At 53.4% G+C, this 14,042-nt stretch carries 12 protein-coding genes; 10 read left to right on the plus strand and 2 right to left on the minus strand.

Going from position 1 to position 14,042, the window contains the following annotated elements; translation table 11 throughout:
• Positions 1-50 precede the first annotated feature (50 nt).
• Entirely contained in the window at positions 51-1,223 is a 1,173-nt protein-coding gene (gene ubiF, locus NR177_RS14905; protein WP_256853151.1) for a 3-demethoxyubiquinol 3-hydroxylase, read from the minus strand.
• Positions 1,224-1,391: 168 nt separating this feature from the next.
• Here ubiF and miaB point away from each other — a divergent pair, with 168 nt between their 5' ends.
• The 9 genes from miaB to NR177_RS14950 all read left to right on the plus strand — a co-directional run bounded on the left by miaB (position 1,392) and on the right by NR177_RS14950 (position 10,717).
• Positions 1,392-2,816: a tRNA (N6-isopentenyl adenosine(37)-C2)-methylthiotransferase MiaB gene (gene miaB / locus NR177_RS14910; RefSeq protein WP_063878759.1), complete on the plus strand. Its 1,425-nt coding sequence runs from the start codon at positions 1,392-1,394 to the stop codon at positions 2,814-2,816.
• A gap of 207 nt (positions 2,817-3,023) precedes the next feature.
• The gene (locus NR177_RS14915) at positions 3,024-4,085 is read left to right on the plus strand and encodes a PhoH family protein (RefSeq protein ID WP_063878758.1); all 1,062 of its coding nucleotides are present in this window, start codon (positions 3,024-3,026) and stop codon (positions 4,083-4,085) included.
• A complete protein-coding gene (ybeY, locus tag NR177_RS14920; RefSeq protein ID WP_063878757.1) occupies positions 4,082-4,555 on the plus strand; it encodes an rRNA maturation RNase YbeY in 474 nt (157 codons plus the stop codon). Before NR177_RS14915 ends, ybeY begins: the two co-directional genes overlap by 4 nt.
• 81 nt (positions 4,556-4,636) lie before the next feature.
• Entirely contained in the window at positions 4,637-5,518 is an 882-nt protein-coding gene (gene corC, locus NR177_RS14925) for a CNNM family magnesium/cobalt transport protein CorC (RefSeq protein WP_145393797.1), read from the plus strand.
• A 4-nt stretch (positions 5,519-5,522) separates the two neighbouring features.
• On the plus strand, positions 5,523-7,046 hold the full coding sequence (gene lnt, locus NR177_RS14930; protein ID WP_109717274.1) for an apolipoprotein N-acyltransferase: 1,524 nt from the start codon (positions 5,523-5,525) through the stop codon (positions 7,044-7,046).
• A 477-nt stretch (positions 7,047-7,523) separates the two neighbouring features.
• Positions 7,524-8,420 carry an amino acid ABC transporter substrate-binding protein gene (locus NR177_RS14935; RefSeq protein WP_063878755.1) on the plus strand — a complete coding sequence of 299 codons (897 nt, stop codon included), beginning with the start codon at positions 7,524-7,526 and terminating at the stop codon, positions 8,418-8,420.
• Between the two features lie 153 nt (positions 8,421-8,573).
• Entirely contained in the window at positions 8,574-9,314 is a 741-nt protein-coding gene (locus NR177_RS14940; protein ID WP_063878754.1) for an amino acid ABC transporter permease, read from the plus strand.
• Positions 9,314-9,991 (plus strand): glutamate/aspartate ABC transporter permease GltK, encoded by a 678-nt coding sequence (gltK, locus tag NR177_RS14945; RefSeq protein ID WP_172897840.1) that lies wholly within the window; start codon positions 9,314-9,316, stop codon positions 9,989-9,991. Before NR177_RS14940 ends, gltK begins: the two co-directional genes overlap by 1 nt.
• Positions 9,992-10,717 (plus strand): amino acid ABC transporter ATP-binding protein, encoded by a 726-nt coding sequence (locus tag NR177_RS14950; protein ID WP_063878752.1) that lies wholly within the window; start codon positions 9,992-9,994, stop codon positions 10,715-10,717.
• 33 nt (positions 10,718-10,750) lie between these two features.
• Here NR177_RS14950 and NR177_RS14955 read toward each other — a convergent pair whose 3' ends face one another.
• Positions 10,751-11,233 (minus strand): zinc ribbon-containing protein, encoded by a 483-nt coding sequence (locus NR177_RS14955; protein WP_063878751.1) that lies wholly within the window; start codon positions 11,231-11,233, stop codon positions 10,751-10,753.
• 223 nt (positions 11,234-11,456) lie between these two features.
• On the opposite strand from NR177_RS14955, the gene leuS reads away from it, so the two are divergent.
• Positions 11,457-14,039 (plus strand): leucine--tRNA ligase, encoded by a 2,583-nt coding sequence (gene leuS, locus NR177_RS14960; protein ID WP_256853152.1) that lies wholly within the window; start codon positions 11,457-11,459, stop codon positions 14,037-14,039.
• Positions 14,040-14,042 lie beyond the last annotated feature (3 nt).

Consider the following 14,042-nt stretch of genomic DNA (forward strand, 5'->3'; position numbering starts at 1 on the left):
CATTTGCTGATACAGCCACGCATCACCTCAGTGCAACGCGTGGCGAGCGCTTACAATCCTAATGCGTATCGTAATACCTGGCGCTTCAGCACGCCCGAATGTTCAGCGGCAATCAATCCCAGATTACGTACCAGCTTTAACGGCCCAATGCGGTTACTGAAGGTAAAATAGAACAGGTCCATCCCGCTCTGCATCAGCAGGTTATCGTTGCGGCGCTGGCGCTGATAACGCAGCAGCACCCGTTCCGATGACCAGGCTTCTGCTTTACCACGCGCGTCAATCAGCACATCCATCAGTGCGTCGATATCCCGATAACCCAGGTTCACGCCCTGCCCTGCTAACGGATTAATGGTGTGCGCGGCATCGCCCACTAAAGCCAGCCCTGGCAAGACATAGCGCAAGGCATGACGACGGACCAGCGGAAAGCCGCCTGCTGCGTGCGCCTGAAAACGCCCCAGCCGTGCCGGGAAGTGGCTGGCGATCTCTTTTTCCAACTGCAGCATCGGCATGGCCTGCAACTGACGAATGCGTGCAGCAGAGTCATACCACACCAGAGAAGCATGATGACCAAACAGCGGCAGAAAAGCGCGAGGGCCCTGAGGGGTAAAGTGCTGCCAGGTGGCGTCACCCGCAGGATGTTCACAGGTCACACTGATCAGTAAACAGGACTGCGCATAGCGCCAGCCATGAATACCGATGCCGGCCATCTGTCGCACCTGCGAGTTAGCGCCGTCTGCGCCCACCACCAACGCGGCCGTCACCGCGTTCCCATCGCTTAAAGACAACGTCCAGCCGCCATTGCAGGGCTGGAGATCGTCCATGGTCGCCGGACAGAGTAACGTAATCCCGCGCTGCTCCATTTCTTCCCACAGGGCGCGTTGCAACACGTTATTTTCAACCATATAGCCCAGTTCAGGCAGCCCCAGCGACTCGGCGTCAAAGTTCACCTGCGCCGTTTGCCACTCCCAGGTTTCAAGTTTGCGATAAGGCGCACAGCGCATCGCTTCAACACGTTGCCAGACATTCAGTTGCTTCAGGAGTGCCACAGAAGAGGAACCGACAGCGGAGATACGCACATCGGGCAGGCTGTGTGGATCAAAAGGCGGCGGCGTTGCCCGCTCCACGACCGCCACACGGAACTTGTGCTGCATCAGCCCACATGCCAGCGCGGCACCGACCATGCCACCGCCCACAATCACCACATCAAACTGGTTATCCTGCATAACTTGTATCCCTCTCATATGCCGTCACTTTTCAGCGCGGTTGTCTTACTGCAAAGTGTACCGGAAAAATCAGGCACGATCAGAAAAGCCCTCAGGCTGGTCACATCCGCAGCAAAGCATTACAATACGCCCCCAGCACTTCACTGCACTGATTTAATGGCTAGCTCGATGACAAAAAAACTGCATATCAAAACCTGGGGATGTCAGATGAATGAGTACGATTCATCTAAGATGTCTGACCTGCTGAACAGCACGCACGGCTACACCCTGACAGAGGAAGCTGAAGAGGCGGATATTCTGCTGCTCAACACCTGCTCTATCCGCGAGAAAGCGCAGGAGAAGGTTTTCCACCAGTTGGGGCGCTGGAAAAAACTGAAAGAGCGCAACCCGGATTTGATCATCGGTGTTGGCGGCTGCGTCGCGTCACAGGAAGGGGATCATATTCGCCAGCGTGCGCCTTGCGTGGACATTGTCTTTGGTCCACAAACCCTGCACCGTCTGCCCGAAATGATCAACACCGTGCGCGGCAGCAAAAGTCCGGTTGTCGATATCAGCTTCCCGGAAATCGAAAAATTTGACCGTTTGCCTGAACCGCGCGCCGATGGGCCTACCGCGTTTGTCTCCATCATGGAAGGCTGCAACAAATACTGTACTTTCTGCGTGGTGCCTTACACCCGCGGTGAAGAAGTCAGCCGTCCCTCCGACGATATTCTGCTGGAGATCGCGCAGCTTGCCGCGCAGGGCGTGCGCGAAGTCAATCTGTTAGGTCAGAACGTTAACGCCTATCGTGGCGCAACCTTCGATGGCGACGTATGCACCTTTGCTGAACTGTTGCGCCTGGTCGCGGCCATTGACGGCATTGACCGTATTCGCTTCACCACCAGCCATCCGATTGAATTCACTGACGACATCATTGAAGTTTATCGCGATACACCAGAGTTGGTGAGCTTCCTTCATCTGCCCGTACAGAGCGGCGCTGACCGTATTCTGACGCTGATGAAGCGCGCCCATACCGCGCTGGAATACAAAGCCATTATCCGTAAACTGCGTGCGGCGCGTCCTGATATTGAAATCAGCTCTGACTTTATCATTGGCTTCCCGGGTGAAACCCAGCAGGACTTTGAGCAAACCATGAAGCTGATTGGCGATATCAACTTTGATATGAGCTACAGCTTTATCTACTCAGCACGCCCTGGCACGCCAGCAGCGGACTTGCCTGACGATGTCAGCGAAGAAGAGAAGAAGCAGCGTCTCTACATTCTGCAGGAACGCATTAACCAGCAGGCGATGGCGATCAGCCGCCGCATGATGGGCAGCGTGCAGCGGATTCTGGTGGAAGGCATCTCACGTAAAAACGTGATGGAGCTGACAGGCCGGACCGAAAACAACCGCGTGGTGAACTTTGAAGGGTCGGTAGAGATGATTGGCAAATTTGCCGACGTCGAAATCGTGGACGTGTATACCAACTCCTTACGTGGGAAGCTGATTCGCACGGAAGATGAACTCGGTTTACGCGTTGCGGAAAGCCCTGCGTCTGTTATTGCCCGTACCCGTAAAGAAAATGACATCGGCGTCGGGGTCTTCCAGCCCTGATCCCTCGTTATGTGCGGCGGCGCAGCACTGGCTGCCGCACATTCTGCTGTTTTGCACTTGGTTTCTGCCTGTGCCGCCCAAATATCACTTCATACGCTTGCGCCCCGGCGCTACCGCATAAATAATTTCGTTACGATGCATCCGCTTAAGGCGTTTGATGCAGCAGCAAACCCTCTCAACTGGCCCTGAGTGACCCAAAGGATTCGTTTGAATATTGAAACCCGTGAAATCGCCCTTGAACCGGCTGATAACCGCCGTCTGATGAGCCTGTGTGGTCCGTTTGATGACAATGTAAAACAGCTGGAACGTCGTCTTGGCATTGAGATTAATCGCCGCGATAACCAGTTCAAACTGGTTGGTCGGGTGCTGTGTGTGAATGCCGCCGTTGATATCCTGAAAACGCTCTATGTCGATACCGCGCCCGTGCGCGGCGCGATCCCGGATATCGAACCTGAACAGATTCATCTGGCCATCAAAGAGAGCCGGGTGCTGGAACAAACAGCGGAAAGCGTACCGGACTACGGCAAAGCGGTCAACATTAAGACCAAACGTGGCGTGATTAAGCCGCGTACGCCGAACCAGGCACAGTACATCGCGAATATCCTCGACCATGACATTACCTTTGGTGTCGGTCCTGCGGGTACCGGTAAAACCTATCTGGCCGTGGCAGCCGCGGTCGATGCGCTGGAACGGCAGGAGATTCGCCGCATCCTTCTCACGCGCCCTGCCGTAGAAGCGGGTGAGAAACTCGGCTTTCTGCCGGGCGACCTGAGCCAGAAAGTGGACCCGTACTTGCGCCCCCTTTACGACGCCCTGTTTGAGATGCTGGGATTCGAAAAGGTTGAGAAACTGATGGAGCGCAACGTGATTGAAGTGGCTCCGCTGGCTTACATGCGTGGTCGTACGCTGAATGACGCGTTTATTATTCTGGATGAAAGCCAGAACACCACCATCGAACAGATGAAGATGTTTCTGACGCGTATTGGCTTCAACTCTAAAGCGGTCATTACCGGTGACGTGACGCAGATCGACCTGCCGCGCCATACCAAGTCCGGTTTACGCCATGCAATAGAGGTGCTGTCCGAGGTTGAAGAGATCAGCTTCAACTTCTTCCACAGCGAAGACGTCGTGCGTCACCCGGTTGTGGCACGTATTGTTACCGCCTATGAAGCCTGGGAAGAAGCCGATCAAAAACGTCGTGACCAGCAAGCTGAAGAGCGTAAACGCGACGCCCTTGCGGCCCAACACAGCGCCCAGGAGAATTCATGAGCGACGTGATCCTCGATCTGCAACTGGCCTGCGAGCAGACCGATAATTTACCGACGGAAAGTCAGTTTCAACACTGGCTGGAAGCGGCAGTCATGCCCTTTCAGCCGGAAAGTGAAGTGACCATTCGTGTGGTGGATGAATCCGAAAGTCATGAGCTTAATTTGACCTACCGTGGCAAAGACAAGCCGACCAACGTGCTGTCATTCCCCTTTGAAGCCCCGCCCGGCATCGAATTACCGCTGCTAGGCGACCTGATCATTTGTCGTCAGGTGGTTGAGCAGGAAGCGCAGGAACAGGGAAAAACCACAGAAGCCCACTGGGCGCACATGGTGATCCATGGCACGCTGCATCTGTTGGGTTATGATCACATTGAAGACGGCGAAGCCGAAGAGATGGAAGGTATCGAGACAGAGATAATGCTTGCTCTTGGTTATCCTGATCCGTACATTTCGGAGAAAGAAAACACCTGAAGCTGTGATTCAGGCCATCCTGCTGCTGGCGAACAGGCCGGCAGCGTAATTTCCTTACCAGAGAGATCTTTAAAAACCGCCATGAGCGACGACCATTCTCAAAACAGCGATGCACCCAGTAGTAAAAAGGGATTTTTTTCCCTACTAATCAACCAACTGTTCCACGGTGAACCTAAAAACCGTGATGAGCTACTGGGTCTTATCCGTGACTCCAATCAAAAAGACCTGATTGATCAGGATACCCGGGACATGCTCGAGGGCGTGCTGGATATTGCAGAACAGCGCGTGCGGGACATCATGATCCCACGCTCCCAGATGATTACGCTAAAACGAAATCAGAACCTGGAAGAGTGCCTGAGTGTAATTATCGATTCAGCACACTCTCGCTTTCCGGTGATCAGCGAAGACAAAGACCATGTTGAAGGCATCCTGATGGCGAAAGATCTGCTGCCGTTTATGAGCAGTGAATCTGAACCTTTCAGCGTGGAAAAAGTCCTGCGTCCGGCGGTGGTTGTCCCTGAGAGCAAGCGTGTTGATCGCATGCTGAAAGAGTTTCGCTCGCAGCGCTATCATATGGCGATTGTGATTGATGAGTTTGGTGGTGTGTCCGGACTGGTCACGATTGAAGATATTCTGGAGCTGATCGTTGGCGAAATCGAAGACGAATATGACGATGAAGAAGATCGTGATATCCGTCAGCTTAACCGTCAGACCTATACCGTTCGTGCACTCACGCCGATTGAAGATTTCAACGAGGTGTTTGGCACCCAGTTCAGCGATGATGAAGTGGACACCATTGGCGGGCTGGTCATGCAGGGCTTTGGTCATCTACCGGCGCGTGGCGAAAGCATCGACATCGATGGTTACCAGTTCAAAGTTGCCATGGCTGACAGCCGTCGTATCATCCAGGTTCATGTAAAAATTCCGGAAAATTCGGCGCTACCTCAACTGGATGACGAATAATTTTATGGCATTAGCCTCACTTTACCAGCGGCAGCGGGTACGTCTGCTGCTGGCTTTACTCAGCGGCGCCTGTGGCACGCTTGCCTTTTCCCCTTATGATTTCTGGCCTGCCGCTCTGCTCTCGCTCTGCGGGTTGCAAATCCTGACCTTAAACCGTACCAGCCCACAAGCCAGCGCCATCGGTTTCAGTTGGGGATTTGGCCTTTTTGGCAGCGGTATCAACTGGGTTTATGTCAGTATTGCCACCTTCGGCGGAATGCCGGGGCCGGTTAACGTATTCCTGGTCGTGCTGCTGGCGGCGTATCTGGCGATTTACCCGGCCCTGTTTGCCGGGGTGCTTAACCGCATTTGGCCACGAACCACCTTGTGGCGGCTGGCACTGGCGGCCCCCGCATTGTGGCAGGTCACGGAGTTTTTACGCGGCTGGATATTAACCGGATTTCCGTGGTTACAGTTTGGCTATAGCCAGATCAACGGCCCGTTGAAAGGTATTGCGCCTCTGGCGGGTGTGGAAAGCATCACCTTCCTGATGATGATCGTTGCCGGGTTACTGGTGTACGCCCTGCAGCAGCGCAATATTAAAAGCCTGGTGGGTGCGCTGGCATTACTGGCCCTATGCTGGCCGTTACGCTATCTGCAGTGGTATCAACCGCTGCCAGCACGGGCAGTCAATGTGGCGCTGGTGCAGGGCGACATTCCCCAGTCAATGAAGTGGGACCCGCAACAGCTGCTGAATACCCTGCGTATTTACAGCGATCTGAGCCAGCCACTAATGGGCAAAGCCCCCATTATTATCTGGCCGGAGTCAGCCATTACCGATCTGGAAAGTAACCAGCAACCTTTCCTGCGTTCGCTGGATAATGAATTACGCGCGCGCGGCAGCTCGCTGGTCACCGGTATCGTGGATTCGCGTCTGGAGCAGAATCGCTACCATGACTACAACACGGTAATCGTTCTGGGCGGACCGAAGCCTTATAACTACTTCAGCACCAACCGCTATCAGAAACACCACCTGGTGCCCTTTGGTGAATTCGTTCCCATGGCTGACCTGCTGCGACCGCTGGCCCCTTTCTTTGATTTGCCGATGTCCGCCTTTAGTCGCGGCGCTTATCTGCAGCCTCAGCTCAACGTGGCAAATTATCATCTGACGACGGCCATTTGCTATGAGATCGTTTTAGGGGAGCAGGTGCGCGCCAACTTCCGTCCGGATACCAACTTTCTGTTAACCGTCTCGAATGATGCCTGGTTTGGTCACTCGATTGGCCCCTGGCAGCATTTCCAGATGGCGCGCATGCGCGCACTCGAACTGGGCAGGCCACTGCTGCGCGGCACGAATAACGGTGTGACTGCCGTGGTGAATGCCGATGGCGATGTGGAGAAAGTTCTGCCGCAGTTCACCCGGGATGTTTTAGTGGACAAGGTAACGCCCACCCGCGGTGAAACCCCCTATTCCAGAGCCGGTATCTGGCCGGTATGGTTAGCCACCCTGTTGGCCGGGCTGATCGCCTTTATCAGACGTCACCGCTAATTCCCCCTGTGGCGAAGCGCGGCTTCGCCACATCTTCTCTCCCTGCTCGTTCTTTTCTGCTTCTGCTTCTGCTTCTGCTTCTGCTTCTGCTTCTGCTTCTGCTTCTGCTTCTGCTTCTGCTTCTGCTTCTGCAGTAAAACTAGCGTTTCACCGGATTGTCATTTTATTTTGGCACGATGATTGCAAAATGTTTCTGTATTCACCGGCATTCAGGCCTGTTAGCGGGCGCGGCGCACCAAAAAGAGTCCTGATGCGCACCCTTTATGTGCATTGGCCTTTATTTGCCTTTTTTTGGTGCGAATGACATCGCAAAAAAGAAACTTTTTTGTTTCATTGAGTTAACAATCCGCTATGTTAGTGAATATTCTCAGCGCTTAAGCGCGAAGGGATAACAAGAAAAGCAGCGCAAAATACACACAACATCACAATCAGTACAGGGGTAGATCCTGTGCAATTTCCACATGAAGGAGTTGGAACATGCAATTACGCAAAGTGGCATTATCTCTTCTGCTGTTAAGCGCAGCAGCGGGAGCGGCCCAGGCGGAAGATCTGAGCGGTACCCTGAAGAAAATCAATGACAATGGCGTCATTGTCATCGGGCATCGTGAATCATCAGTTCCCTTTTCTTATTACGACAACCAGCAAAAAGTGGTTGGTTATTCTCAGGCTTATTCCAATGCCATTGCAGACGCGATTAAAGCCAAACTGAATAAGCCCGATCTGCAAATTAAAATGATTCCTATTACATCGCAAAACCGTATTCCGCTGTTGCAGAACGGCACATACGATTACGAATGCGGTTCCACCACCAATAACCTTGAGCGCCAGAAACAAGCGGCATTCTCCGATACCATTTTTGTTATCGGCACCCGTTTGCTGGTCAAGAAAGGCGGTCCGATTAAAGATTTCGACGATCTGAAAGGTAAGACTGTCGTCGTGACCTCAGGCACCACCTCAGAAGTGCTGCTGCACAAACTGAACGACGAGAAAAAAATGGATATGCGCATTATCAGCGCGAAAGACCATGGTGACTCGTTCCGCACGCTGGAAACCGGCCGTGCCGTGGCCTTTATGATGGACGATGCGCTGCTGGCTGGCGAACGTGCCAAAGCGAAAAAGCCTGACGACTGGGAAATCCTGGGTACGCCGCAGTCTAAAGAAGCCTATGGCTGTATGCTGCGCAAAGACGATCCACAGTTCAAAACCCTGGTGGATGACACCATTGCGAAAGCCCAGACCTCAGGCCAGGCAGAAAAATGGTTTGATATCTGGTTTAAGCAGCCTATCCCGCCTAAAAACCTGAACATGAACTTTGAACTGTCTGATGACATGAAAACGCTGTTCAAAACGCCTAATGACAAGGCACTGAATTAACAACGATAACAAGGGCGGCATTGTCGCCCTCTCGATTGCTGAAACTGCGACGTGGACAGACAGCCTGCACGGGTCGTTCCCCCGAATCAGGCGAATTAAGTCGCTCATCAATCTTCAGGGTAGCTCTGCTACCCTTTTTTACCGGAGCTCGTTATGGGTATCGATTGGAACTGGGGCATATTTCTCGAACAGGCCCCGTTCGGTAATACCACCTATCTCGGCTGGTTGTGGTCCGGTTTTCAGGTGACGATAGCCGTCTCCTGCTGTGCCTGGATTATTGCTTTCTGTGTAGGTTCATTTTTTGGCATTCTGCGTACTGTTCCTAATCGCCTGTTATCCACGATAGGAACCTGCTATGTAGAACTGTTTCGTAATATCCCCCTTATCGTTCAGTTCTTCTTTTGGTATCTGGTTGCGCCAGAGCTGGTGGGACAGAATCTCGGTATGTGGTTCAAGTCAGAACTGGACCCTAACCTGCAGTTCTTTATCTCCTCAGTCATCTGTCTGGGCTTGTTCACCGCTGCACGCGTTTGCGAGCAGGTACGTGCCGCCATTCAGTCGCTGCCGCGCGGCCAAAAGAACGCCGGGCTGGCCATGGGGCTGACGCTGCCACAAACCTATCGCTACGTGCTGTTGCCCAATGCTTATCGGGTTATCGTGCCGCCGATGACGTCAGAGATGCTTAACCTGGTTAAAAACTCGGCGATTGCCTCGACGATCGGTCTGGTTGATATGGCGGCACAGGCAGGAAAACTGCTGGACTATTCCGCGCACGCCTATGAATCCTTCACCGCAATTACCCTGGCTTACGTGGCAATTAATCTGGTGATTATGTTGCTGATGGGCCTGGTTGAACGCAAAGTGCGTCTGCCTGGCAACGCGGGAGGCAAATGATGTACGCATTTGACTGGAGTTCTATTCCTCCCAGCCTGCCCTATCTGCTTAGTGGCCTGGTCATCACCTTCAAGATCACCCTAACCGCCGTTGTGTTTGGCATCCTCTGGGGCACGCTGCTGGCGGTAATGCGCCTGTCCACCTTCAAGCCCATCAGCTGGTTTGCCAGGCTGTATGTCAACCTGTTCCGCTCGGTGCCGCTTGTGATGGTGCTGCTGTGGTTCTATCTGGTTGTACCCAGCTTTTTACAGCAGGTGTTGGGGATTTCGCCCAAGACCGATATCCGTCTGATCTCAGCTATGGTGGCATTCTCCCTGTTCGAAGCCGCCTATTACTCTGAAATCATTCGTGCCGGGATTATCAGCATCGCACGGGGGCAGTCCAGCGCTGCGCTGGCGCTGGGAATGACGCAGTGGCAGTCGATGAGACTGATTATTTTACCCCAGGCGTTTCGCGCCATGGTCCCGCTGTTACTGACCCAGGGCATCGTGTTGTTCCAGGATACCTCGCTGGTTTATGTCCTGAGTCTGGCTGACTTCTTCCGCACCGCGTCCACTATTGGCGAACGTGACGGTACCCAAGTAGAAATGATTTTGTTTGCTGGTCTGGTCTACTTTGTGATCAGCCTGAGCGCATCACTGTTGGTCAGCTATCTAAAAAGAAAAAGGACGGTTTAAATGATTAACCTGAAAAACGTTTCCAAGTGGTATGGTCAATTTCAGGTGCTGACCGACTGCTCTACCGAGGTACAAAAAGGTGAAGTGGTGGTGGTATGCGGGCCGTCGGGTTCAGGCAAATCAACCCTGATTAAAACCGTCAATGGTCTGGAGCCGATCCAGCAAGGCAGCATTACGGTGAATGGCACCGAAGTGAACAATAAAAAAACCAACCTGGCGACGCTGCGCAGCAAAGTCGGCATGGTGTTTCAGCACTTCGAGCTGTTCCCTCACCTGAGCATTATCGACAACCTGGTACTGGCACAGGTAAAAGTGCTGAAGCGGGATAAGGCCGCTGCCCGCGATAAAGGTCTGAAGCTTCTGACCCGCGTGGGTTTGTCTGCTCATGCCGACAAGTTTCCCGGACAACTCTCGGGAGGTCAGCAACAGCGCGTGGCGATTGCCCGGGCGCTCTGCATGGACCCCATTGCCATGCTGTTTGATGAACCGACATCGGCGCTCGATCCTGAGATGATCAATGAAGTGCTGGACGTCATGGTGGAACTGGCGCAGGAAGGCATGACCATGATGGTCGTCACCCACGAAATGGGCTTTGCTCGTAAGGTGGCGAACCGGGTCATTTTTATGGACGAAGGCAAAATTATCGAAGACACCAAAAAAGAGGACTTCTTTAATAATCCGCAGTCTGAGCGGGCGAAGGATTTCCTGGCAAAAATTCTGCACTAAAAACCAGGCGGGCACCGTGCCCGCCTGTTTCTGTCAGGGCTCAAATGGCTGGCGATAAAACTGATCGTGATTGCATTCCGGACAGCGTGACAGGGTTTCCGCCGTATAAATCGCGCGAGTAAAGTGACATTTTTCGCACACCAGATTGCCCAGCCCCACCACCTCACCGCTTTGGTAAACGCCGTGATGTTGTAAATCCTGGAAGACTTCGCGCCACTCCAGCTGGCTTTTATCCGTGATGTCTGCCAGCTCTTTCCAGATACTTTCGCGGATCACGCGCATAAAGACCGAATCCGCCACCGGTTCTTCCGCTTCTGCATAGTTACGACCGAACTCGGCTAAATCGCGACGCACCGAGGCCAGTGCCCGATCAACTTCATCTGGTGTCAGATCTGAGTGCGCACGTAAATGACGACGCCGATCTTCCACCAATGTATCCAGATCGCGATCGCCGTGGCGAAGACGTTCGGTTAATACCGCCAACGAATCGTGATACTCCTGTGCCACTTTATTCATTTTATTCTCCTTTTTGCGCTCAGTACCTGTACTAAGTTTAGCTACTTTGTCACATTTGCCCGGTTCACTGGGTAAGGAATGGTAAAAGAGTGAAAACGCTGACGCTTTAGCGATAAATCGCCCCTGCATAAAGTGGGAAGTGTTGTTGATGTGCGGCCTTATGGGTATGCTATGCGGATCGTAAAGTCAGCAAAGTGTCATTTATTAAGGACCACAGGCAGCCATGCAAGAGCAATACCGCCCGGAAGAGATTGAATCCCGCGTTCAGCAGCAGTGGGATGAAGACGAAACGTTTAAAGTGACTGAGCAGGAAGGCAAAGAGAAATATTATTGTCTGTCCATGTTGCCCTATCCTTCTGGCCGCCTCCATATGGGCCACGTTCGTAACTACACCATCGGCGACGTCATCGCGCGTTATCAGCGCATGCTCGGCAAAAACGTGCTGCAGCCTATCGGCTGGGATGCATTCGGTCTGCCTGCGGAAGGCGCGGCGGTAAAAAATAATACCGCACCGGCGCCCTGGACTTATGACAATATCGCCTACATGAAAAACCAGCTTAAACTGCTGGGTTTTGGCTATGACTGGAGCCGCGAGCTCGCCACCTGCCAGCCAGAATATTACCGCTGGGAGCAGTGGTTCTTTACCAAACTCTATGAGAAAGGCCTGGTATACAAAAAAACCTCGGCGGTGAACTGGTGCCCCAATGACCAGACCGTTCTGGCTAACGAACAGGTTATCGATGGCTGCTGCTGGCGCTGTGACACCAAAGTTGAGCGCAAAGAGATTCCGCAGTGGTTTATCAAAATTACGGATTATGCTGAAGAGCTGCTGAACGATCTGGATACGCTGGAAGAGTGGCCTGAGCAGGTCAAAACCATGCAGCGTAACTGGATTGGCCGTTCTGAAGGGGTGGAAATCACCTTTGACGTAGCGGACAGCAACGAAAACGTCACGGTTTATACCACGCGTCCGGACACCTTCTATGGCGCAACCTACGTTGCCGTCGCGGCGGGCCATCCGCTGGCACTGCAGGCTTCCGCAAGCAACCCTGCCCTGGCTGATTTTATTGCCGAATGCCGCAACACCAAAGTGGCTGAAGCTGACATGGCCACCATGGAAAAGAAAGGGATGGCTACCGGGCTGTTTGCTGTGCATCCATTAACGGGTGAGCCTGTTCCTGTCTGGGTCGCTAACTTTGTGCTGATGGAGTACGGCACGGGTGCCGTCATGGCGGTGCCGGCCCATGACCAGCGTGACTGGGAGTTTGCCATTAAATACGATCTGCCGATCAAACCGGTTATCCTTAACCTGGACGGCAGCGAGCCAGATGTCAGCGCTGCCGCGATGACCGATAAAGGCGTGCTGTTTAACTCAGCCGAGTGCAGCGGTCTGGATCACAGCGCCGGGTTCAACGCCATTGCTGATGCGCTGGCCGCGAAAGGCGTTGGCGTGCGCAAAGTTAATTACCGCTTACGCGACTGGGGTGTTTCCCGTCAGCGTTACTGGGGCGCACCGATTCCTATGGTCACGCTGGAAGACGGCACCGTGATGCCAACGCCAGAAGATCAGCTTCCGGTCATCCTGCCTGAAGATGTGGTGATGGACGGCATTACCAGTCCGATTAAAGCCGATCCAGAGTGGGCAAAAACGACCGTAAACGGTCAGCCCGCACTGCGCGAAACGGATACCTTTGACACCTTTATGGAGTCTTCATGGTATTACGCGCGCTACACCTGCGCCGATTATAAAGACGGCATGCTGGACCCGGCGGCGGCGAACTACTGGCTGCCGGTGGATCAGTATGTGGGCGGTATCGAACACGCCATCATGCATCTGATGTATTTCCGTTTCTTCCACAAACTGCTGCGCGATGCCGGCCTGGTGAATTCGAATGAGCCCGCCAAACGTCTGCTGTGTCAGGGGATGGTGTTAGCGGATGCGTTCTATTACGTGGGTGTTAACGGTGAACGTAACTGGGTTTCTCCTGTTGATGTGACTGTCGATCGTGATGAGAAAGGCCGCATCGTGAAAGCAGTAGACACGCAGGGCCGTGACGTGATCTACGCGGGCATGAGCAAAATGTCGAAGTCGAAAAACAACGGCATTGACCCACAGCTGATGGTTGAGCGCTATGGCGCAGATACCGTACGTCTGTTCATGATGTTTGCTTCCCCGGCGGATATGACGCTGGAGTGGCAGGAATCCGGTGTTGAAGGCGCTAACCGCTTCCTGAAACGCGTCTGGAAACTGGCCTACGACCATTCGCAGAAAGGGGCTACCGTTGCCCTGGACGTTGCCAGTCTGAACGATGATCAGAAAGCCTTGCGTCGCGATCTGCACAAAACCATTGCCAAAGTTTCCGACGATATTGGCCGTCGTCAGACCTTCAACACCGCGATTGCGGCCGTGATGGAGCTGATGAATAAGCTGGCGCGTGCGCCGCAGGACAGCGAACAGGATCGTGCCCTGATGCAGGAAGCGTTACTGGCCGTGACGCGTTTACTGTATCCGTTCACACCACATGCCTGCTACGTACTGTGGCAAACGCTGGGTGGTGAAGGCACCATCGACAATGCGGAATGGCCGGTGGCCGATGACGCCGCGATGGTTGAAGATTCTCTGCTGGTCGTCGTTCAGGTTAACGGTAAAGTCCGTGGTAAAATTACCGTACCCGCCGAGGCAACCCAGGAACAGGTTCAGGCGCGTGCGGCTGAGGAACCATTAGTAGCGAAATACCTTGATGGTGTTAGCATTCGTAAAGTCATTTATGTACCGGGCAAACTGCTTAACCTGGTTGTGGGTTAAGTT

Source organism: Pantoea sp. Fr+CA_20 (genome assembly GCF_024520835.1).
Taxonomy (GTDB): domain Bacteria; phylum Pseudomonadota; class Gammaproteobacteria; order Enterobacterales; family Enterobacteriaceae; genus Pantoea; species Pantoea allii.

What these genes read in the sequence shown, in the direction of transcription:
- ubiF (WP_256853151.1), bottom strand. Translation starts at nt 1,223, where the DNA reads ATGCAGGATAACCAGTTTGATGTGGTGATTGTGGGCGGTGGCATGGTC.
- miaB (WP_063878759.1), top strand. Translation starts at nt 1,392, where the DNA reads ATGACAAAAAAACTGCATATCAAAACCTGGGGATGTCAGATGAATGAG.
- ybeY (WP_063878757.1), top strand. Translation starts at nt 4,082, where the DNA reads ATGAGCGACGTGATCCTCGATCTGCAACTGGCCTGCGAGCAGACCGAT.
- corC (WP_145393797.1), top strand. Translation starts at nt 4,637, where the DNA reads ATGAGCGACGACCATTCTCAAAACAGCGATGCACCCAGTAGTAAAAAG.
- lnt (WP_109717274.1), top strand. Translation starts at nt 5,523, where the DNA reads ATGGCATTAGCCTCACTTTACCAGCGGCAGCGGGTACGTCTGCTGCTG.
- NR177_RS14935 (WP_063878755.1), top strand. Translation starts at nt 7,524, where the DNA reads ATGCAATTACGCAAAGTGGCATTATCTCTTCTGCTGTTAAGCGCAGCA.
- NR177_RS14940 (WP_063878754.1), top strand. Translation starts at nt 8,574, where the DNA reads ATGGGTATCGATTGGAACTGGGGCATATTTCTCGAACAGGCCCCGTTC.
- gltK (WP_172897840.1), top strand. Translation starts at nt 9,314, where the DNA reads ATGTACGCATTTGACTGGAGTTCTATTCCTCCCAGCCTGCCCTATCTG.
- NR177_RS14950 (WP_063878752.1), top strand. Translation starts at nt 9,992, where the DNA reads ATGATTAACCTGAAAAACGTTTCCAAGTGGTATGGTCAATTTCAGGTG.
- NR177_RS14955 (WP_063878751.1), bottom strand. Translation starts at nt 11,233, where the DNA reads ATGAATAAAGTGGCACAGGAGTATCACGATTCGTTGGCGGTATTAACC.
- leuS (WP_256853152.1), top strand. Translation starts at nt 11,457, where the DNA reads ATGCAAGAGCAATACCGCCCGGAAGAGATTGAATCCCGCGTTCAGCAG.